At 74.0% G+C, this 20,445-nt stretch carries 17 protein-coding genes; 12 read left to right on the forward strand and 5 right to left on the reverse strand.

The window, feature by feature from the left end; all coding sequences use genetic code 11:
• Positions 1–77: 77 nt before the first annotated feature.
• Positions 78–692 carry a TetR/AcrR family transcriptional regulator gene (locus HPT28_RS21150; protein WP_219092757.1) on the reverse strand — a complete coding sequence of 205 codons (615 nt, stop codon included), beginning with the start codon at positions 690–692 and terminating at the stop codon, positions 78–80.
• 218 nt (positions 693–910) lie between these two features.
• Here HPT28_RS21150 and HPT28_RS21155 point away from each other — a divergent pair, with 218 nt between their 5' ends.
• The 3 genes from HPT28_RS21155 to HPT28_RS21165 all read left to right on the forward strand — a co-directional run bounded on the left by HPT28_RS21155 (position 911) and on the right by HPT28_RS21165 (position 3,070).
• Entirely contained in the window at positions 911–1,699 is a 789-nt protein-coding gene (locus tag HPT28_RS21155; protein ID WP_219092758.1) for an SDR family NAD(P)-dependent oxidoreductase, read from the forward strand.
• On the forward strand, positions 1,674–1,895 hold the full coding sequence (locus HPT28_RS21160) for a hypothetical protein (protein ID WP_257579079.1): 222 nt from the start codon (positions 1,674–1,676) through the stop codon (positions 1,893–1,895). Before HPT28_RS21155 ends, HPT28_RS21160 begins: the two co-directional genes overlap by 26 nt.
• 209 nt (positions 1,896–2,104) lie before the next feature.
• The gene (locus HPT28_RS21165; RefSeq protein ID WP_219092760.1) at positions 2,105–3,070 is read left to right on the forward strand and encodes an endonuclease/exonuclease/phosphatase family protein; all 966 of its coding nucleotides are present in this window, start codon (positions 2,105–2,107) and stop codon (positions 3,068–3,070) included.
• Positions 3,071–3,810: 740 nt separating this feature from the next.
• Here HPT28_RS21165 and HPT28_RS21170 read toward each other — a convergent pair.
• Positions 3,811–4,056, reverse strand: a complete 246-nt coding sequence (locus HPT28_RS21170; protein WP_219092761.1) for a hypothetical protein — start codon at positions 4,054–4,056, stop codon at positions 3,811–3,813.
• Positions 4,053–4,472 carry a hypothetical protein gene (locus HPT28_RS21175; protein ID WP_308119416.1) on the reverse strand — a complete coding sequence of 140 codons (420 nt, stop codon included), beginning with the start codon at positions 4,470–4,472 and terminating at the stop codon, positions 4,053–4,055. The genes HPT28_RS21170 and HPT28_RS21175 overlap by 4 nt, the downstream gene beginning before the upstream one ends.
• Positions 4,473–4,634: 162 nt before the next feature.
• Between HPT28_RS21175 and HPT28_RS21180 the strand changes: the two genes are divergently transcribed.
• Together HPT28_RS21180 and HPT28_RS21185 are read left to right on the forward strand one after the other, a co-directional pair.
• Entirely contained in the window at positions 4,635–5,414 is a 780-nt protein-coding gene (locus tag HPT28_RS21180) for a (2Fe-2S)-binding protein (RefSeq protein WP_308119417.1), read from the forward strand.
• Between the two features lie 92 nt (positions 5,415–5,506).
• Positions 5,507–6,691 (forward strand): hypothetical protein, encoded by a 1,185-nt coding sequence (locus HPT28_RS21185; protein ID WP_219092762.1) that lies wholly within the window; start codon positions 5,507–5,509, stop codon positions 6,689–6,691.
• A 51-nt stretch (positions 6,692–6,742) separates the two neighbouring features.
• On the opposite strand, the gene HPT28_RS21190 is transcribed toward HPT28_RS21185, so the two are convergent.
• On the reverse strand, positions 6,743–8,389 hold the full coding sequence (locus tag HPT28_RS21190) for a hypothetical protein (protein WP_257579080.1): 1,647 nt from the start codon (positions 8,387–8,389) through the stop codon (positions 6,743–6,745).
• A 258-nt stretch (positions 8,390–8,647) separates the two neighbouring features.
• Positions 8,648–9,664, reverse strand: a complete 1,017-nt coding sequence (locus tag HPT28_RS21195) for an ABC transporter substrate-binding protein (protein ID WP_219092763.1) — start codon at positions 9,662–9,664, stop codon at positions 8,648–8,650.
• Between the two features lie 61 nt (positions 9,665–9,725).
• Between HPT28_RS21195 and HPT28_RS21200 the strand changes: the two genes are divergently transcribed.
• The 7 genes from HPT28_RS21200 (at position 9,726) to HPT28_RS21230 (ending at position 20,414) form a co-directional block, all read left to right on the forward strand.
• Positions 9,726–10,805, forward strand: coding sequence for an iron ABC transporter permease (locus HPT28_RS21200; RefSeq protein WP_219092764.1), 1,080 nt, complete (start codon positions 9,726–9,728; stop codon positions 10,803–10,805).
• 107 nt (positions 10,806–10,912) lie between these two features.
• The gene (locus HPT28_RS21205; protein WP_219092765.1) at positions 10,913–11,977 is read left to right on the forward strand and encodes an iron chelate uptake ABC transporter family permease subunit; all 1,065 of its coding nucleotides are present in this window, start codon (positions 10,913–10,915) and stop codon (positions 11,975–11,977) included.
• A gap of 44 nt (positions 11,978–12,021) precedes the next feature.
• On the forward strand, positions 12,022–12,876 hold the full coding sequence (locus HPT28_RS21210) for an ABC transporter ATP-binding protein (RefSeq protein WP_219092780.1): 855 nt from the start codon (positions 12,022–12,024) through the stop codon (positions 12,874–12,876).
• A gap of 54 nt (positions 12,877–12,930) precedes the next feature.
• The gene (locus HPT28_RS21215) at positions 12,931–13,359 is read left to right on the forward strand and encodes a CU044_2847 family protein (protein ID WP_219092766.1); all 429 of its coding nucleotides are present in this window, start codon (positions 12,931–12,933) and stop codon (positions 13,357–13,359) included.
• Positions 13,346–15,550 carry a trypsin-like peptidase domain-containing protein gene (locus HPT28_RS21220; protein ID WP_219092767.1) on the forward strand — a complete coding sequence of 735 codons (2,205 nt, stop codon included), beginning with the start codon at positions 13,346–13,348 and terminating at the stop codon, positions 15,548–15,550. The genes HPT28_RS21215 and HPT28_RS21220 overlap by 14 nt, the downstream gene beginning before the upstream one ends.
• Positions 15,551–15,675: 125 nt before the next feature.
• A complete protein-coding gene (locus HPT28_RS21225) occupies positions 15,676–16,584 on the forward strand; it encodes a MoxR family ATPase (RefSeq protein WP_257579095.1) in 909 nt (302 codons plus the stop codon).
• Positions 16,585–16,586: 2 nt separating this feature from the next.
• Positions 16,587–20,414, forward strand: a complete 3,828-nt coding sequence (locus tag HPT28_RS21230) for an SAV_2336 N-terminal domain-related protein (protein WP_219092769.1) — start codon at positions 16,587–16,589, stop codon at positions 20,412–20,414.
• Positions 20,415–20,445: the final 31 nt, after the last annotated feature.

The raw sequence follows: 20,445 nt of genomic DNA on the forward strand, positions 1-20,445 counted from the left end.
GTCGGTGTCTCCGAGGAGGTAGACGGGCGGGCCGGGCGGAACTCATCGCGCCGTCGCGCAGTGCCGTGTGGCGTGCCTCACTCCACCGGCACGGACCGCAGGTAGCCCGACAGCGCCCGTTTCACCTCCGCGACCCAGCGTGCCCGCTCGGCCTCCGGGGCGGCGAGGACCGTGCCCAGCAGCGCCCCGAAGATCTGCGTGGCCACCACCGCCGTCGTGTGCCGCCGTTCCGGCTCCAGCTCGGGCGCGCGGACGGCCAGCACCTCATCGATCTTGCCCACCACCGCCTGGTGCAGGTTCCGGGTCGCCTCGGTCAGGTGCTCGGGCAGACCACCCCCGGCGAAGAGCGCCTTGAAGCCGGGATTCTCCACGTTGACCGAGATCATCGGGTCCACCATCCGGTCGACGAAATCCGCCAGCGGCAGGCTCGCGAGGGCCGGGTCGAAGGCCCGCTCGTGTGCGTCGCGCAGTGCCCGCTCGTACCGCTCGGCGAGCGTGACGGCCAGCGCCTCCTTGTTCCGGAAGAACTGGTAGAGGGTGCCGGGCGACACCCCGGCCCGGGCGGCGATCGCGTTCGTCGTCGCCTTCGCGTAGCCGACCTCGGCGAACAACTCTGCTGCGGCATCCGCAAGTTGCGCCATCCGGCGTTCACCCCTCGCCTGTCGGCGCCGCTCGGGGGCTGGTTCAGTCATGGCTCACCCACACCTTTGACAAACACGAGCAAGAGCTCGTATTTTCATTTTGCGAGCACGAGCTCGCGTTTCATCCTACGGCCACGGCCCTCACCTGGCCGCTTCGCGTCCTCGCCCCTTTCGCCGTACCGGCGGCCGCGCCCTACCGGAGTGCGGCCGACGCCGTACGGCTCCGCGTCACCTCCCGTCGCCCTACTCGCCCCCTTCCAGGAGCAGTTATGTCACAGGAGCACGACCCCGCCACCCGCCCGGCCCCCGACCGTCGCGCCGTACTGCGCGGCGCCGCCGTGGGCGCCGGTGCGTTCACGGCCCTCGGCGCCCTCGGCGGCGTCGGACCGGCCGCGGCCGCCGCCACCGGCGCTTCCGCCACCGCCGCACAGGACCGAGCCGCCGCCGACCGGGCGCACGCGCAACGCTTCGCCGGCAAGGTCGTCCACATCACCGGCGCCACCTCCGGCATTGGAGAGGCCACCGCGCGCGCCTTCGCCGCGGCGGGAGCCAAGGTCGCCTTCTGCGGACGACGCACCGAACTCGGCCGCAAGGTCGAGCGGGAGATCCGCCGCGCCGGGGGCGAGGCGACGTACCTGCCGGCCGACGTCCGTGTGCCGAAGTCCGTCAAGGCCTTCACCGACGAGGCCGTACGCCGGTACGGCGGGCTCGACATCGCCTTCGACAACGCCGGCGTCCAGGTCCAGGGGCCGCTGCACGAGACCTCGTTGGCGGACTGGGACGACCTCATGGACACCAACGCCCGCGGGGTCTTCCTCGCCATGAAATACCAGATCCCGCACCTCGTCTCCGGTGGCGGCGGACAGATCATCGTCAACTCCTCCGTCGGAGCCCTCGTCGGCCGACCGGGGCTCTCCCTCTACCAGGCGAGCAAGCAGGCGATCCAGGCACTGGTGAAGTCCGCGGCCCTGGAATACGGAAAACAGGGGGGTCCGGGTGAACGCCATCCTCCCCGGCATCACCGACACCGCGATGATCCGGCCCCCGGAACTCGATGACGCCACCTGGGAGCAGGCCAAGGCCGCCGTCGGCAAGCTCAACGTCGACGGGCTCGGGACCGTCGCGGACCCCGAGCACATCGCCACCGCCGTCCTGGCCATGGCAGGCGACGAGTTCGGCTACCTGACCGGCGTCTCGCTCCCCGTCGACGGCGGTATCGCCGCCGGCCGCCGCCTGCTCCTGCCGGAGCAGTAGCCCGACGGCCGGGCGAGAGCGGGGCGCACCCCGCGGGGGAGGGTGCGCCCCGCGCCGCGAGGGGAGAGCTGCGGACGCGCGGAAACCAACGCACCCGGTGACTCGTCCTGGGAAGTGAACCAAGCGAACGGGAAGCCATGTGGGAGTGGACGGGCGGCGGCACGATGCCGAGAGCGAAGGGCGAGCGGCCGTCTCCGGCGGAGCACGCGATGCGGCAGGCGTGGGCCCGCGCGGCCTGGAAGCGCGGGCGGACACCCGCGGCGCTCGGGGTCCTGACGGCCGGGCTGCTGGCGCTCCATCCGTTCGTTCCCAACTCCGTGGGCCGCGTGGGCAGCCTCGCGGAGACCTTCCTCCCCTGGCTCGGCCTGGTGCCGGTGGTGCTACTGGGCCTCGCCCTGCTGCGCCGCTCCGCCGCCGCGCTGCTGGCCCTGCTCCTGCCGGTGGCGGTCTGGACGCACCTTTTCGGCGGGCTGCTCCTGCCCGCCGCCGCCCACGGCGGGCATGACCTCGTCGTGGTGCAGCACAACGTCAGCGACGAGAACGCGGACCCGGGCGGCACCGCCCGAGCCCTGGTGCGGGCCGAGCCCGACCTCATCGCGCTCCAGGAACTGCTGCCGCAGGCACTCCCGGCCTACGCTCAGACCCTGGCCCCGCACTACCCGTACCACGCCGTCCACGGCACCGTCGGACTCTGGTCCAAGCACCCGCTCACCGGCGCGCGGCCGCTGGACATCAAGCCCCGTGGCATCGCGGAGGGCTGGAACCGCGGGCTGCGGGCCGAGGTCCACACGCCACACGGCGAGATCGCGGCCTACGTCGCACACCTGCCCTCGATCCGCCTCCGGGCGACCGGCCTCGCGTCCGCCCACCGCGACGAGAGCGCCCGCCTCCTCGGCCAGGCTGTCGACGCCGAGCCGCTGCGCACCGTCCTCCTCCTGGGCGACCTCAACGGCACGGTCGACGACCGCGGCCTCGCCCCGTTGACCGCACGCCTGAACACCGCCGAGCGGGGCTTCGCCTTCAGTTTCCCGGCCACCTTCCCGGTGGCCCGCATCGACCAGGTCCTCGCCCGCTCGGCGACCGTCGACGCCGTCCGCACCCTGCCCCGCACCAGCAGCGACCACCTCCCGGTCGCCGCCCGGATCACCCTGGCGGAAGGGGCTCATGGCTCGTGAGCGACGTCAGTCCGTCTCGGCCCCGTCCAGTCTCCCGGGACATGCCCGAGCCGGGCCCGCTGTGGGTGGTCGCTGACGGCCACGGAAGAGGTCTTCTCGCCCGTCGCGAAGCTGATCGACGTCACTCGGTCCGCGGCGCGTTCGGAGGTGACGCAACCGGTGACGTCCCCGTTCACGGTTGCCCAGTCGGCTGGGCGGCCGGTAGGGGCGGACCTCCTCCAGCATCTCCCGGTCGACGATGGTCGCGTACTCGTCCGTCGTTCCGGCGAGGACAGCTTGGCCCGTCGGGTTCATCGACATGCCGTGGTACCGAGAGTTGTTGATCCAGCAGTACGTCGGGTTCCAGGGGCGCGCCCCAATACCTTGCGCTACGGGCTGGCCCGCCTGGGCGGCCCTGAACCGTAGCCACCTTGACGCGACCGGCGTCCCCAATCGCCCGCCCCTGCTGGACACCACTGGCGCTGGGCCCTCACACGCTCACCGACTCCGACTCGCCCGCACAGGCGCCCCTGAGACCCCAGGACATGCCCGGCCGCGGCAGGTATCGATTACAGCGGATTGGTTGGATTCAGTTCTGAGGGGAGTGCGAGGTGCCGTGGACGCTATTACCTTGAAGGTGGAACTGATCTGGGGCCGAGGCTGGTGAGACTACTAGCGTCGAGTCCAAAGTACATAGGTGACTCTTGCGTAGGGATATCATCAGGAATGAGTGCGAGTGGTGTCTATTCGCTTGCGACCAGTCAGGCTGGCGTGTCAGCCCGCACGCCCCACTCCCAGTTCTCGCAGAACCCGTCGAAGGCCTCCGCGAGTTCGGGGCCGCCCGCCTCCATGGTCGTCAGCGACAGGTCGTTGAAGCCGGCTCCCCGCAACGCGTTGGTCTCCGAGGTGAACTCGCGCAGTTCGTCCATCGCGCCGTTGATGCCCTGCGTCAGCAGCCGCACGGTTTCCGGGTCCACCCGCAGGTCGGCTTCGTCTCCGGTGGTCACGGTCCCTCCCTCAGCATCTCGTCAGCTGTCTCACGGTCAGCCGCCTGGTCCGGGACGATGCCGGTCACCGGGGGAAACAGCATCGCCCGCTCGGCGTCTGCGACGTCCAGAGCCACCCCGGTGGGCACCCCGGCCTCCGGCACCACGACGTCGAGGAGCCGGGCGCCCAGCAGGACGTGGTAGGGGACTTCGGCGTCCGGTGGAGCGCCTCGGGCCGCGGCGAACCGGGCGAGGCGTTCCTCGTCGGTGAAGGCGTAGATCCACTGGATGCCGCCGGACATCCCCGCCAGCACGCCCGCCTCGTTGCGCGGCACCAGCACGGCGGTGCGGCGGAACTCGCCCAGCATCGCCCGCGGGTCGCCTTCGCCGACGCGGACGGCGAGGATGTGCTCGGTCAGTTGCACGGTTTCCCCCACGCTGCGCAGAAACTCCCCCCGATCGCCGGTACGGTAACCGAACGGTCGCTCGGAGTGCGTGTGGGGTGTCGGGTGCGGCATATTCCGCGTGTTGGGGGTGTCGCGCACGGCGATCAAAGATCTAAGGTGAGGCTTACCTGATGTGCTGAACGAGGGGTGCCCGTGCCGACCACCACCGCACCACCGGACTTCTTCGACGTGGCCGACCTGGCCGCCGAGACGTACCGCCGCTTCGCGGCGGCGTTCCCCATCCTGCGCGTCACGACCGAACCGCCCGAGGGGGAGAGCTGGCTGACCGGCCGCAGGCTGGCCGAGGACGAGGGGATGCGCGCCCTCGTGCTCGCCCGGCAGGCGCAGGCCATGGAGGCCACGCAGAACGCCGCGCCCCGCCCCGACGTCGTGGCCATGGAGGTCCTCCACCAGTACGCGTTCGTGGCCTGCCTCGCGATGAGTGGGCCGTGGTACCTGGAGCGCCGGGTGCCACGCCTGGAGCCCGACGGCGTCGGCTACGACGAGACGCGGGGCGCCCTCGCCCTCGTCCCGTCGCGGATCACCGTGCTGCCCGACGATCCGGCCGCCGCCCTGCCGGGTGTGCGGACCGTGCCGGACGAGGAGGCGCTGCGCGCCGAGCTGCGTGCCGCCGTGGCCGCCCACCTGGCGCCGCTGCTCACCGCGTTCACCCCGCTGTTGCGCCGGGGGCCGCGCGGCATGTGGGGCGTCGCCACCGACGAGCTCGCCGACGGGCTCGGCTACCTGGGGGACTTGCTGGGCGACCGTCCGGCCGCCGCGCGGGCCGCCAACGTCCTCCTGCCCGGCGACACTCCGCCGTTCTCCGGCGCCGCGCGGTACCGGGCCGACGGCGGCCGCGTCCGGCACAACTGCTGCCTCTATTACACGTTCCCGTCCGCACGGCTGTGCGCGAGCTGCCCGCGGCTGCGGTGAACGGCTCCGGAACATAGGGCCGTTCACGGCTGGTAAAATGGGGGGCGTCGGCCTTCGGCGCCCCCTGACACGGGTGCGCGGAGGCTTTTTTCATGCCTTCACCCACCTCTGCCTCCACCGCCACCGGCTACCGTGCCCTGCTCCGCGACCGCGAGTTCGCCGGGCTGTACGCCGGCTTCACCCTGACGTCCGGGGCGGGCCCGGTCTCCGGGTTCGCGCTCGGCACGCTCGTCGAGCAGGAGACCCGTTCACCGTTCCTGACGGCGGTGAGCATGTACGGGGTCACCTTCGCCACGGTGCTCGGCGCGCTCACGCTGATGTCGGTCGCCGACGGCGGCCGCCCCCGCCGTACCCTCGTCGCGCTCCAGTGCCTGTCCCTGGCCGCGGTCGCCGCGCAAGCGGTACCGGGGCTGCCGCTCACCGCCCGGTTCGGGCTGCTGCTCGTCGTCGGGTTCTTCCAGTCCCTGGCCACCGGGACGCGGCTGGGGCTGCTGGCCGAGATCGCGCCGGCGGCCGCCTACGCACCCGCGCGGTCGCTGCTGAACATCACCGCGGGCGGCATGGCCGTGCTCGGCTACGCGTTCGGTGCGCTGCTGCTGCGGTTTCTGAGCCCCCAGCAGGTCTTTGTGGTGGCCGCGGCCCTGGCGGCCGGCGGGCTGGCCGCCGTCGCGGGGACGGTGCGGGAGCGGTCCGTGCGGCTCGCCCGTCGCCCCGGACTGGCCGCCACCTGGCGGACGAACGCCGGGCTCTTCTCCCACCCCGGCCGGCGGGTGCTGCTGCTCAACCTGTGGGTGCCCAACGGGCTGATCGTCGGCTGTGAGGCCCTGTTCATCTCCTACGCCCCGCGGCACGCGGGGGCGCTGCTGGCGGCGGGGTCGGCGGGACTGCTCCTGGGGGACCTCGCCGTCGGGCGGCTCCTCGGACCCGAGGGACGGCGGCGGTGCGCGTTCGGCCTGCGGCTGCTCCTCGCCCTCCCGTTCCTGCTGTTCGCGGCGCACCCGCCGCTCCCGGTGCTGACGCTCGCGGTGTTCCTCGCCGGTGCCGGGTTCGCGGCGACCCTGCCGCTCCAGGAACGGCTGCTGGCGCTCACGCCCGAGGCGGTGCGCGGCCAGGTTCAGGGGGCGGAGTCGGCGGGCCGGATGACCTGGCAGGGCATCGGCGCGGCGATCGCCGGGGGACTGGCCCAGTGGCTCACGCCGGGCGTCGCGATCACGGTCCTGGCCGCCGTCTCGGTACTCGTGACGGTCGGCTCACGGCCGTTCGTCAGCCGGACCTGAGGGGCGGGCGTCTCCGTGCCGGGGGCGCGACGGCTTCCCCGCCCCCGCCGTTCACGTCCGGGTGTTCGTCAGGTGCGGGCCGAGGTAGCCGACGTAGACCCGTCCCGTCCCGGGGCCGTCGTCGTAGAAGTGCAGCCTCGGTGCGATGGTGCTGCCCCCGCCGATGCGCACGTGGGCCTCCATGTAGACCCGCCCGTTCCGGTGCACCTCCCGGGGGACGGGAAACGTGCGCTGCTTCCGCCATGCCCCCCGGTTGCCCACGGTGTCCGACTCCTTCATCTTCACCTTGCCGGCGGAGAAGGGGTGGGCGTCGGCCGATGACGACCGTGCGCACCAGGACCGGAAGTCGCCCCCGGCCGTTCCGGCCGCCGAGGCGACCGCGTAGTCCTGGAGAGCCAGCAGAGCGTCCCAGGCGGTCTCGACCCAGTTGCGTTCCGTCTGGTCGTCCAGCTGCTGCGTCGTCTTCCGGTTGCCGGTGAACGCCACGTTCGGCAGCTCGGGCAGGCGGCTCAGCAGGGCGGAGAACGTGGGCGGGTAGTCGGTCGGTTCTTCCACCGGCGCGAAGGCGAGGTCGTAGGCGCCGGCCTCCACGAGCCGGGATTCCAGCGCTCGCACCCGTCGTCTCATCCGCTGGAGCTGGGTGTACAGTTCGTCGTTCTCGCCCTCGGCGTCCGTCGCGCGGCGGAGCGCCTGCTGTCGGTCGAGCCGCAGGTCGCGGATCTCGTCGGCGTTGGCGGCCTCGGTCTGCTCCGCCTCCGAGAGCATGGCGTGGAGCGTCTCGTTCTCGGTTCTCAGCCGCTGGAAGTCCGAGCCGTGCTGGGCTGGGCGGGGGCGGGTCCGCTGGACGGGAAGGCTGTCGAGGGCCGGGGGGAGGGGCTGGCGGAGGGCGAGCCGCTGGGGGAGCGAGGCGAGGGTGGAGGCGGCCTTGCGCGGGTCGGCCCGGAGCGTGGCCTTGGACATGACGGGGTGCCGCTGGGCGTCGGGCTGCCAGGCCGGATCGATGCCGGGCAGGTAGGTGCGGATGCCCCCGCCGAACACCGGGTGGTACTCCAGCGCGCTGTTGAAGGCCGGCTGGGCCCGGGGGGTGAGGACGTACATGATGGCCAGCCCCGGGAGGGACCTGTAGGCCTCCTCGACGACATCGTCCGCCCACCGGGCCGGGCCGACGTCATAGGGGATGCTCGCGACGACGATGGGAAGCCGTCGGTCCTGGTCGCACAGTTCCTCGATGACCTCGTCGACGTCCTCCGGCTCGATGAACTTCGGTGACCGTGCGACCTCGGCCAGACCGTCGTGCCAGTCCAGGGCCTCCAGCAGGAGCCCGGCGACCTTCGGCGTCTTCGCCCGCTTGGGGGCGAGTTCGGGCGCTGCGGGCCGGTGCTCGACGTCGACCTGCATCCAGGTGTTCCGGTCGCCGACGCGGTGGTCGGCGCGGACGACGAGCGTGGACTGCCAGGTGCCCTCGTTGCCCGGCATGGCCTCACGCAGGCGCCACCGGGTGTAGGCGCCCCTGCGCCCGGAGGCCGAGTCGCGGTCGAGTGTGACGCCCTGTGCTATCTCGTTGCGGCCCTCGTCGAGGGCGGAGGTGTCGTACCTCTTGCCGTCAAGCCACGCGTAGAGCTGACGTTCCGCTACGGCCGAGGTCGAGACGAAGTCCTTCAGCGTGGACAACACCATGCGGTAACCGCGAGGTTCCATGGGTTCGCTCCGCAGCGTTTCGAGCAGGTGGGCGTGAGGTTCGTACCGTGAGGGTCACTTCGCGTGGTGGGGTCTGCGGATGTGGCTGGCCGTTGGGGAACACCGTACTGGTTCCGCCGGGTTGATGATCCCCGGTCGCGGAATGTCTCATTCGGAGTGACGTCCACGGGAGCCGGTCCGTGCGGACACGCGGCGGGGGCCGGACACCCGTGTGGGTGTCCGGCCCCCGCCCCGCGAAGTCGGCTCCGCCGCCCGGTGTCAGGCGCGGGCCGCGTCCACGCCGTAGGTGTCGGCGACGTCGTCGAGCACGCTCTCGGCGCCGTAGAGGCCCACCGCGATCATCCAGGTGATGTCACTCACCTCGTGGACGTCGCCCTTCAGCTGCTTCCACAGCGGGTTGGCCATGAACTTCTCCTTGTTCTTCTCACCGGTGCCCGAGGGGTCCGGGTAGTAGGTGACGAAGATGTCGTCCGCGTCGACCCTGGTGATCTGCTCCTCGGAGATGTCGGCGTTGAAGCCGGTGCCCTGGGCGTCCTCGGGGAAGCCGAAACCGAGGTCGTTCAGGATGACACCGACGTAGGTGTCCTCCTTGTACAGCCGCGTCGGGCCGTCGACGAACCGCACGACGGAGACGGTCGGGTTGCCGCCCTCCTGCTTGCGGACGCTGTCGCCGATCGTCTTGGCGCGCTTCTCGAAGGCGCCGATCTTCTGCTCGGCCAGGTCCTCCTTGCCGAGGGCCTCGCCGACGAGGCGGAGGTTGTCCTTCCAGGTCGCGCCCGTGGTCTCGGTGAAGACGGTCGGGGCGATGCCGGAGAGGTCCTTGTACAGCTTCTCGTGGCGGACCTTGGCCGAGAGGATGAGGTCCGGCTTCAGGGCCAGGATCTTCTCCGCGCTCGGCTCGTCGAGCGTGCCGACCTCGACGGCCTCGGCGCCGTACGTCTTGCCGTCCTCGCCGAAGTAGGGCGGGAGCTTCTCGTCCGGGCCGGTGAAGGTGGTGTAGCCGACGACGTTGCCCTCGAGCGCGAACGCGGCGTCCACGAAGGTCATGTCCAGGGCGACGATGCGCTTGGGGGCCTTCTCGATCTCCGTCTCGCCCATGGCGTGCTCGACGGTCCGCGGGAAGGCGGCGTCGGAGGCGGCGGGCTTCTTCTCGCCGCCCTTGTCGTCCGTATTCTTGTCCGAGTCGCTGCTGCAGGCGGCGGTGGCGAACAGGCCGAGGGCGATGGTGACGGCACCGGCCGAGCGGCCGACGCGCGTGAGCCAGCGGGCTCTCATCAAAAGGATCCCTTCGTTCACGGGGGGTGCGCCGTAAGGATAGGCTCGCCTAACCTACAGCATGGCGACGGCGGAGGAGATCGTGATCGAAGCGCTATCTGCACCACTCCGGAAACGGAGACGGCGCGAGGTCGCCGCGCAGCGCGCCCACACCCGGTGGGTGGGCCTGCTCGTCCTCGTCGCCCTGCTCGGGCTCGCCCTGTTGGCCAGCATCGCCTTCGGCTCCAAGCCCCTGACCCCGGGCCAGGTCTGGCACGGGCTGTGGAACCCGGACGGCACGGGCGAGGCCGAAGTCATCGTGCACTCCCTGCGGCTGCCCCGCACCGTGCTCGCCCTCGCGGCCGGGGTCGCGCTCGGCGTCGCCGGGGCCCTGATGCAGGGTCACACCCGCAACCCCATCGCCGACCCCGTCCTGCTCGGGCTCAGCGCCGGAGCGGGCATGTGGGTGGTCGGCGCCGTCTTCCTGCTGGGCGTCACCACCCTCTACGGGTACGTGTGGTTCGCCTTCGCCGGAACGCTCATGGCCGCCCTCCTCGTCCACTCCGTCGGCTCCCTCGCCCGCGGCGGTGCCACGCCCGTCACCCTCGCGCTGGCCGGAGCCGCAGCCCACGCCCTGTTCACCGCGCTCACGGCCGGGATGGTCATCTTCGACCGGCAGGCCCTGGACACCTACCGCTTCTGGACGGTCGGCGCCGTCAACGGTCGGCCCCTGGACTTCACCGTCCAGCTCCTGCCCTTCATCCTGCTCGGCCTCGCCCTCGCCGCGCTCAACGCACCCGGCCTGAACGCCCTCTCCCTCGGCGAGGACGTGGCCCGCACCCTCGGCGTCCGGCTCGGGCTCACCCGCACCGTCGGCATGGCCGCCATCACCCTCCTCACCGGCGCGGCCGTCGCCGCCTGCGGGCCCATCGGGTTCGTCGGCCTCGTCGCCACCCACATCGGCCGCCACTTCACCGGCCCCGACTACCGCTGGGTGCTCGGCTACGCCGCGCTGATCGGCGGAACGCTCGTCCTCGTCGCCGACGTGCTGGGCCGGGTGGTGGCCCGGCCCGGCGAACTCCAGGTCGGCATCATGCTGGCCCTCATCGGCGCGCCCGTCTTCATCCAGCTCGTCCGCCGCCGCAAGCCGGTGCGGCTGTGAGCCCCACGCCCGCTGCCCGCGCGGCAGCAGCCACCGACAGCACACCCGACAGCGCACCCGGCGGCGGACCCGACTCGGCGAACCCCCGCCCGAGCGAAGGGAGCAGAGTGTCCAGCGTCCCCGGCCGCACGCCCGTGCGCCTCGGCCCCTTCTCGACGGTGTGGCGCCCGCGCACGGTCCTCGTCCCCGTCCTCATCACCCTCGCCCTGTTCACCGCCGTCGTCCTCAACACCGGCCGCGGAGACTTCCCGCTCTCGGCCGGAGAGGTCGTCAACGCCCTCTTCGGCGGCGGCGACCACATCTCCGAGCTCGTCGTCTGGGAGCTGCGGCTGCCCCGCTCCGTCGTCGGGCTCCTCGTCGGCGCCTCCCTCGGGCTGGCCGGAGCCATCCTCCAGGGCATCGCCCGCAACCCGCTGGCCAGCCCCGACATCCTCGGCATCACGGCCGGCGCGGGGGTCGGCGCCGTCACCGTCATCGTGTTCAGCGGAGCCAACGGCGCTGTCGGCGGCTTCGCCGGAGAGGTGGGCGTGCCCACCGCGGCCGTCGGCGGCGGGCTCACCGCCGCCGTCCTCGTCTACCTCCTCGCCGTCCGCCAGGGCATCAGCGGCTACCGGGTCCTGCTCGTCGGCGTCGGCGTCAACGCGGCCCTCACCAGCGTGCTGTCCTGGCTGCTGGCCAAGGCCGACATCGTCGACGCCGGACGCGCGCTGATCTGGCTCAACGGCAGCCTGGGCGGCACCAACTGGGACGTCGCGGGACCCGCAGCCTGGGCGCTCGCGGTCCTGCTGCCCGCGGCCCTGCTGCTCTCCCACCAGTTCGGGGCGCTCGCCTTCGACGACGACACCGCCCGCGGCCTCGGCGTCCGGATGACCGGCGCCCGGGTGGCCCTGCTGCTCACCGCCGTCCTGCTCACCTCCGTCGCCACGGCCGCCACCGGGCCCATCGCCTTCGTGGCGCTGGCCTGCCCCCAGCTCGCGCTGCGCCTCATGCGCACCGGCCACCCCCCGCTGCTGGCGTCCGCCCTGCTGGGCGCCGCCGTCACCGTGTGGGCCGACGTCCTCGGCCGCACCCTCATCAGCGACGTGGAGCTTCCGGTGGGCATCCTCACCGCGGCCCTCGGCGCGCCCTACCTGCTCTATCTGCTCGTCCGCAGCGGAAAGGCCCGCTCATGACCGACACCGGCACCGGCACCGTCCCCGCCCCGGCCCCCGCCCCCATGACCCAGGACCCGTCCCGCCCCGTGCGGCTGCGCGCGGAGAAGCTGACCCTCGGCTACGGCGACCGGCCCGTCGTCCACGACCTGTCCCTCGACATCCCCGAGGGCACGGTGACCGCCGTCATCGGCCCCAACGGCTGCGGCAAGTCCACGCTGCTGCGCGCCTTCGGGAGGCTGATGAAGCCCCGCTCCGGGCGGGTGCTGCTGGACGGGACGCCGATCCACGCCATGCCCACCCGCCGCGTCGCCTCCCTCGTCGGGCTGCTGCCGCAGACTCCGCAGGCGCCCGAGGGGCTGAGCGTCGCCGACCTCGTCGCCCGCGGCCGGCACCCCCACCAGAGCTGGTACCGCCGCTGGTCCGGTGAGGACGAACAGGCCGTCGAGCACGCGCTGCGCGCCACCGGAACCCTCGACCTGGCCGAGCGCACCCTCGACGAACTCTCCGGCGGCCAGCGGCAGCGCGCCTGGATCGCCATGGCCCTCGCCCAGGAGACCGAGCTGCTGCTCCTGGACGAACCCACCAACCACCTCGACCTGGCGCACCAGATCGAGGTGCTGGACCTGGTGCGCGAACTCCACCGCGACACCGGGCGCACCGTCGTCCTCGTGCTGCACGACCTGTCGTTCGCCGCCCGCTACGCGGACCGGCTCGTGGCCATGAAGGACGGCCGCATCGCCGCGCTCGGCGAGCCGGGCGAGGTGCTGACGGAGGAACTCCTCGCCGACGTCTTCGGGCTGCGGGCCCGCATCCGCACCGACGACGAGACCGGCGCCCCCCTCGTCGTCCCCCTCAGCCGCCACGACGCGCCCCCCAGGGGGGAGAAGCGCCCCGCCGCCCCCGTCGAAAGCCACTGAGGAGGCTTGCCCAAGTCAACTGCCACGCCAGGCGGGTTGGGACACAATGGACCGGTGTCTGACTTCATCGAGTTCGAGTTCGACGACGGTTCCGCGCTCGCCCTGCAGGTCTTCGCGCCGGTGAGCGACGGCGGGCCGCCGACGCCGGGCGCCGAGGGCGCGGCCCCCGGCTTCGGCGGCTCCGTGCCCGTGGCCCGCCGTCGCTCACGCACCGCGACGGCCGCCGGCAGCGCCCTGCGCACCATGCTCTCGCCGCTGGTTCCCCTGCTCCAGCAGGTCCGTGACACGGCGGCCACGGTGCCCGACCGGCCCGACGAGCTCTCGGTGAGCTTCGGCGTGAGGGTCGGCCAGGACCTCAAGCTCGCCGTCGTCGGCGCCAAGGGCGAGGCCACGCTCAGCGTCACGGCGACCTGGCAGCTCGGCCGCGAGCCCGGCCGGCCGCGCCGTGAGGAGGACCAGTCCGCTGACGATGACGCCCAGTAGCCGGCGGCCGGTCCCGGCCCCCCGGCCGCCGGCCGACGCGCTCCGGCCCTCCCTGGTCTCGGTGCTGAGCCACGCCTCCGGCGAACTGGCGGGCAGCGGCCTGCACCTGGGCGGCCGGCACGTGCTGACCTGCGCCCACGTCGTCAACGAGGCCCTCGGACGGGGGATGTTCGAGCAGAGCACGCCGAACGGCGCCCCGCTGCGGGTGGAGTTCCCCTGCCTGCCGCAGCGGCCCGGGTTCACCGCGTCCCTGCTGCGCTGGCGCGCCGCCCACCGCGTCGGCGCCCCCGGCGACCCGGCCGCCCCGGGCGACCTCGTCTGGGCCGGGGATCTCGCCCTGCTCGAACTCGCCGAGGACCCGGGCCTCCAGCCGCCCCCGTGGCGGCCCATGGCCCCGGGCCAGCGGGTGCGCGCCTGGTACGGGGACGGCGCCGCCTACAGCTACGCCGACAGCCTCGTCGGCTCCCTCCAGGACGACCACGCCTTCGTCGACGGCGAGCTGCGCGGCGCCTCCATCGGCCACGGCTACAGCGGCGGTCCGCTGTGGTGCGAGACGGAAGGGGCCGTCGTCGGCCTCGTCCTGGGGATGATGTCCCCGCCTCCGGGCCCGTTCCGCGGCGAGAACGTCCTGCGGCGCGCCATCGTCGCGCCCTGGCAGGCGATCGAGCCCTTCGCCGCGGACGGAGCGGACGCCGCCCCGTCACGCGCCGACCCCACGCTGCCGCCGCCGCGCCTCGTCGCCCCCTCGGTACGGCTGAGGCTGCGCAAGTGCGTGCAGGCGCTGCTGCCGAGCCCCGAAGAACGCGCCCACCACATCGCCCACGTGCTCGACGAGCTCGGCCTGCCGCCCGCCGCCACGGACCGGCCCACGGTGGCCGACGTCGTCGAGCTCGTCCTCACCCGGCACCGGGCCGCCGCCGTCCTCAGCGACGTCCTGCCGCCCGATTCCCGTGAGGAGACCCTGCGGCTGCTCGCCCTGTGCCGCGGCGCGCTGGTGCCCGGCATCCTCACGCCCCTCGAACTCGCCTCCCTCCTCGAACACCTCGACGGCGAGCCCGATGGGCTGCTGGAGGAGGCGGCCCGCGACGCCCTGGGCAACACCACGTTCTGGGACGAGCGCACCCCGGCCGCCCCCGGCGTCACCGCGGCCGAGTCCGTCGAGCACCTCGTCGTGGCCCTGGAGAACTACTGGGGCGACAGCGGCTCCACGGACACCACCCACCGCGTCCCGGCCCTGCTCACGGCCGTCGAACACGTCGCCGCCGTGTGTCCGGCGAACCGCATGGAGGAGCTGCGCGAGTGGACGGAGTCCGTGGCCCAGCGCCTCGGCGTGCACGAGAGCGTCCTGCTGAGCCGCCGCGCGGACGCCGAGGACTGGGCCCGCGCCCGGCGCTTCCGGCTGGGCCCGCCCGAACCCCGGCTGACGGTCCTGCTCGACCGCGCACCCCAGGGCGGGCACCGCTGCACCCTGTGGTTCGACCCGGGCACGGCCGGGAACGCCGGCATGCGCCAGGTCGTGGCGGAGGACGAACCCCGCACCCCGCAGGACGTCGCCCGCCTCGTGCAGGACGTCCTGCTGCGCGAGCTGTCCCCGGCCGCCGGGCGCGGCAGGCCCCTGATCGAGTTCCAGCTCGAACCCGAGGACCTCGACCTGCCCGTGGACGGCTGGGACGACGGCGACCCCGACGGCGGCGTCCCCTCCGTGCTCGGCGTCGAGTACCGCGTCGTCGTGAGCTGCCCGGAACTGCGCACGGCCACCCTCAAGCGGCGCCGCGCCTGGGAGGCCCGCTCGCTCGACTTCCCCCACGGCGGCTTCGCCCGCGTCACCGCCGAGCACCGCGAGGCCGCGGACGTCTACACGCTGCTGCACCGCGACCAGCGCATCGGCAGGGTCACCGTCGGCTGCGCTCCCGAACACCGCGCGCGCCTCCAGACGGTGTGCCTCACCCAGGGCATCCCCGTCGTCCTGTGGGACCGCAACGACGCGCCGCGCCGGACCGACGTGCTCACCGGGCTGATGCTCAACGGCAGCCCCCGCAACCTGCCCGAGCGGGTCCGCGTTCACCGGGCGGACACCCTCGGGCGTCCCCGGGAGGACGCCGTCGCCCCCGTCCTGGTGTGGGACGACGCCTCCCGCACGCCCCCCGAGCCCTACTGGAGCGACCCCTCCTGGGAGGAACCCGTCTCATGACCACAGCCGAGGACCCGGCCCAGGGCCCCGCCCAGGACGCCACCCGGGACCCCGCCCGGGAACCCGCCCGGGACCCCGACGGCTGGCGGCTCTTCCGCGGCGACGGCAGGCCCCGCCGCGTGCCGATGCCGCCCGCACCGCCCTGGCGGGTCTTCAAAGACGCCGCGCCCGACGGTGCGACGGCCGCCGACGACGGGCCAGAGCACCGCCCCTACCTCATCGGGCCCGCCGAACGCGACGTCGTCAACGCCGCGCTCCACCTGCGCCGACCGCTCCTCGTGACCGGCCACCCGGGCACCGGCAAGTCCTCGCTCGCCGACGCCCTCGCCCACGAGCTCAGCCTCGGTCCCGTGCTGCGCTGGTCCGTCAACAGCCGCTCCCGGCTCGCCGACGCGCTCTACCGCTACGACGCCGTCGGACGCCTGCGCGAGGCCAACCTCCCCCGGCACCAGGACGGCTCCGACCCGGGCATCGGCCGCTTCATCCGGCTCGGCGCGCTGGGTACGGCCCTCGTCCCCGGGGACCATCCGCGCGTCCTGCTCGTCGACGAACTGGACAAGGGCGACGTCGACCTGCCGAACGACCTGCTGACCGTGTTCGAGGAGGGCCGGTTCGAGATCCCGGAACTCGCCCGGCTGCCCGAGGGCGAGGACGTGGTCCGGGTGTACGCGGCGCGCGGCAGCGACACGGTGCCCGTACGCCGCGGGGTGGTGCGCTGCCGGGAGTTCCCCGTCGTCGTCATCACCAGCAACGGGGAGCGCGAGTTCCCGCCCGCGTTCCTGCGCCGTTGCCTGCGGCTTGACCTCCCCGATCCGGACGAGCGGCGGCTGCGCGCCATCGTCGCCGCGCACCTGGGGGAGGAGGCCCTGCCGCGCGTCGACGACCTGGTGCGGACCTTCCTCGCCCGCCGGGCACCGGGCGAACTCGCCACCGACCAGCTGCTGAACGCGGCCTTCCTGCGGCTGGGCGGCGTGGACCTGGACGCCGAGGGCCTGCTCGACGCCGTCCTCCACCGGCTCGGCGGAGCGCTGTAGCCGTGCCGCACCGTCTCCTGCGCCTGCTCGGCCAACTCGGTGCGGAGGTGACCGCCGAGGAGCTCGCGGACGTGCTGTGGCTCGCCGAGCGGCTGCCGGCCGAGGCCAGGGCCCTGCCGCTGGCCCGCGTGCTGGGGCTCGACGACGCCTCACGGGCCGGCGCCGCAGGGGCGGAGACGGATCCGCCCCCGCACCCGACGGCCGCGTCACCTAACGCCCCGTCACCGCGGCTACCGCGGGCGGCGGGAGACGGCGACAGCCCGGACGCCGACGCAGGAGATCCCGGAGACCCGGCGGACGCCGACGCCGGGGACGCCGGGGGCCGGGCCGCGCTGTACTCCCTGCCGGGCTCGCTGGCCCAAGGCGCCGCCGGGAACCCGCCCGGGGAGCAGGAGCCCTCCGAGCCCGAGCCGGCCGCGCAGCCGTCGGCGGAGGGGGCCGCACCGCGAGGCCGGGGGGCGGCCCGGGCGCTGCCCGTCCGCATCCCCCACCCACGCGCCCTCGCCTCGCCGTTGGCGGCGGCCCGCGCGCTGCGGCCACTGAAGCGGGTCTCCGCCGACCCGGCCGTCGAGGAGCTCGACGAGGAGGAGACGGCCGCGCGCACCGCCGACTCACGGGTGCCGGACGTCGTGACGCGGCCGGTCCGCAGCCGGTGGCTCGACCTCAACCTGGTCATCGACGACGGCGTGTCCATGCTGCTGTGGCAGCAGCTCTGCGCCGAGCTCGGCGCCCTGGCGGTGCGGCTCGGGGCCTTCCGGCAGATCCGCCTGTTCGGGCTGCGGCTGCGGCCCGGCACCCCGCCGGCGCTCACCACCCGGCCCTTCGATCCGGCCGCGGCGCCCGTGCGCCCGGACGTCGTCACCGACCCCACGGGGCGGAGCATGACGCTCGTCGTCTCGGACGGCGCGGGGCCGGGGTGGCGCACCGGAGGGATGCGCGCCGTGCTCTCCCGCTGGGCCCTCCACGGCCCCGCCGCCGTCGTGCACGCGCTGCCGCCCCGCATGTGGCGCGGCTCCGGCCTGCCCGTGGTGACCCGCCGGGTGCGGCTGCCCGGCCCGGGGGCGGCCAACGCGACCTGGCGCGTCCACCGCTCCGACGCGCTGGCCGGGCTGCCGGGGGAGGAGCCGGGCCGCCGTCTCGCGGACGGGGTGCCCGTTCCCGTCCTGGAGCCCTCCGGCCCGGCGCTGGCCGACTGGGCGCGGCTGACGGCCTCCGGCGGAGCGGGCGCCCTGTCCCTGTGGGACACCGAGGCCGCCGAGCGCCGGCCGGTCCGCGGGCGCCGCCCGGCCCGCTCGGCGGCGGCGGACGACGCCGGGGACCCGGGGCGCGCGGACGCGGAGGTCCGGCACTTCCGCCGCACCGTCTCCCCGGACGCCTACCGGCTGGCCGCCCACCTCGCCGCCGTCTCGCCGCTGACCGTCCCCGTCATGCGGCTCGTGGCCCGGTCGCTGCCCCGGCCGGTGACGACGGCCCACCTCGCCGAGGTCTTCCTCAGCGGGCTGCTCCGCCCCGCCGAGGCGGCGTCGAGCGGCTCCCGGGGGCGGCACGTCCCGCCCCAGCAGCGCGTGTTCTCCTTCGCCCCGGCCACCAGGGACGTGCTGCTGGACGTGGTCCCGACGGCAGAGGTGATCCAGTCCACCCGCCTCGTCTCCGAGCACATCGCGCACCTGGCGGGCCGCTCCCCGGACTTCCCCGCCTGGCTCAGCCGCCCCGACGGCACCGACGAACTCCCCTCGACGGGCTCGGCCTTCGCCTGGCTCAGCCCCGCGCTCCAGCAGCGCCTCGGCCTGGCCGGGCTGTCCGACCGCACGTGGGCGGCCCGGGCGGGGGAGCGGGCCTGGGAGAGCGAACCGGACCTGCCCGAGGAGACGGCGACGGGAGTGGTGAACCCCTACACCGAGGTGCTCGAGAGCGAGGACGGGGAACTGGGGCTGTTCGACGACCGGCTGCAGGTCAGGCGTTCGGAGCCCGTCGGGCCGTTCACGCTGCTGGGGACCTGGCAGAGCCGTACCGGGGAGTCCGTCCACAGCGGAGCCGACGGCCACCGCGTCGCCCTGATCCGCACGGCGCGCTCGATCCACTCCACCGCCTACCCGTTCGTCCACACCGAGACCATGGCGACGCTGCGCTTCGACCATCCGTGCCTGCCCGCGCTGCTGGACGGAAACCTCAGCAGGGCCTGGCCGTGGGTGGCGGTCAGCGGGGCCATGAGCCGGAACGGCCGCCCGGCCCCCGAACTGAGGGACGCCCTGCGGTACGCGCCGCTGCCCGCCGCGGCCGTGCTGGTGCTCGGGCAGCGGCTCGCGTCCGCGCTGGACCACGCCCACCGCGTGAGTGTCGTGCACGGGCGTCTGATGCCGCGTCACGTGCTGCTGACCGAGGACGGCCCGCTGATCACCGGCTGGCACCGCGCCGTCCTGGACGGGGGACCGGGCACGCCCACGGCCGGGGACGACGTCCGGCGGCTCGCCCTGCTGCTGTGCCAGACCCACACCGGCCTCTGGGACACCGAGCCGCTGACCGATGTCCAGGACCCTCAGCTGGCTGCCTTGCTCGGCCCGTTCGCTACCGGAACGGCCCCCGTGATGTCGGCCGACGCCCTGCTCGCCGCGTTGCGCGACGGCACCGTGCGCGGCGCCTTCGACATGCCGCCGCGTGAGTGGCTTCCCCAACGGGCCTTCGCCTGGGTCGAGGGCACCCATGTGTACCGTCCGGGCCACACCCGGGTCGTCCAGCCGGTGCAGTGGCCCGAGCCCCCGGGGCCGCAGGTCCCCTTCACGCCGGAGGTTCCGCACGAGGACGAGGATCCGAGCATCACCGCCGAACGCTCGGCACCGCGCCGGGAACCTCCCCGCACCAAGTGGTTCACCCTGCCGGGCGGCACCGCGAAGCCGCCGTCGTGGTTCGCCCGGCGGCTGCGGCGCGGTGGCCGCCCTGGCGACGGTGCGCTGCTCCGGCCGCGCCCGTCGTACGGGCGGGAGCTGCCGGTCGGCTCGTTGACCGCCGTGTTCGGCGCGGTCCCGGGCGGCGGACGCTCGACCGTCGCCGTGCAGCTCGCCTCCGCGCTGGCGGCCGCGGCCGCGCCGTCCCGCCGCCCGCCCGTCCTCATGCTGCCCTTCGCCCCGGCCACCGGCGTGGTCGGGTACCGCTTGCTGGGCAACGGCAGCGTCACGCCGTTCGAGTTCCGCTCCCTGCTGAACGGCCCTCAGCCCTCGAACCGTGCCTTCATCGATCTCAGCCCTCCCAGCTCGGCCTACGTCTGGCAACCCGATCCGCCCAGAGGCGACGGCACGGGGTACGCCTGGCTCTCCCTGAGGGACTCCACCGGAGCCGACTTCGTCCACCGCCGAGGCCCGGTGGACGCGCCGGCCATGTCGGAACGGCTGCACCGCAGCGTCGTCGGCGGCCTGCGCTTGATCGGTGACGTCGTCCTCGACTGCGCGGAGTCCTTCGGCCCGGGGGAGCGGACCCCGGAGATGGTGTTCGGCACGGTGGACCATCTCGTGGTGGCCACGGGGACGAGCCCCGCACACGTGGCGGCCACGGCGGACCGGCTGGAGTGGATGGCCGGGCGCGGCCGGTCCGCCCGCGCCGTCGTCGTCGTGAGCGATCTGGAGGGTTCCGGGGACCCGGAAGGCGCGGACGTTCGCTTCGCCGCCGCTGCGCGGCGACTCGCGCCGCTCGTGCGGGCCGTGGTCCGGGTGCCCTTCGACCAGGGCCTGCACGAGCGCGGGCTGATCGACTTCTCCCTGCTCGCCCCGGGCACCCGGGACGCCTTCACGTTCGCCGCCCGCCTGCTGCGCGACGAGCCGCCGCCCGGAGCCCGCTGAGGACGGCCGCCGGCACGGCCGCCGGGGCGTA

This window comes from Streptomyces sp. JJ38 (assembly GCF_019303475.1).
GTDB lineage: Bacteria > Actinomycetota > Actinomycetes > Streptomycetales > Streptomycetaceae > Streptomyces.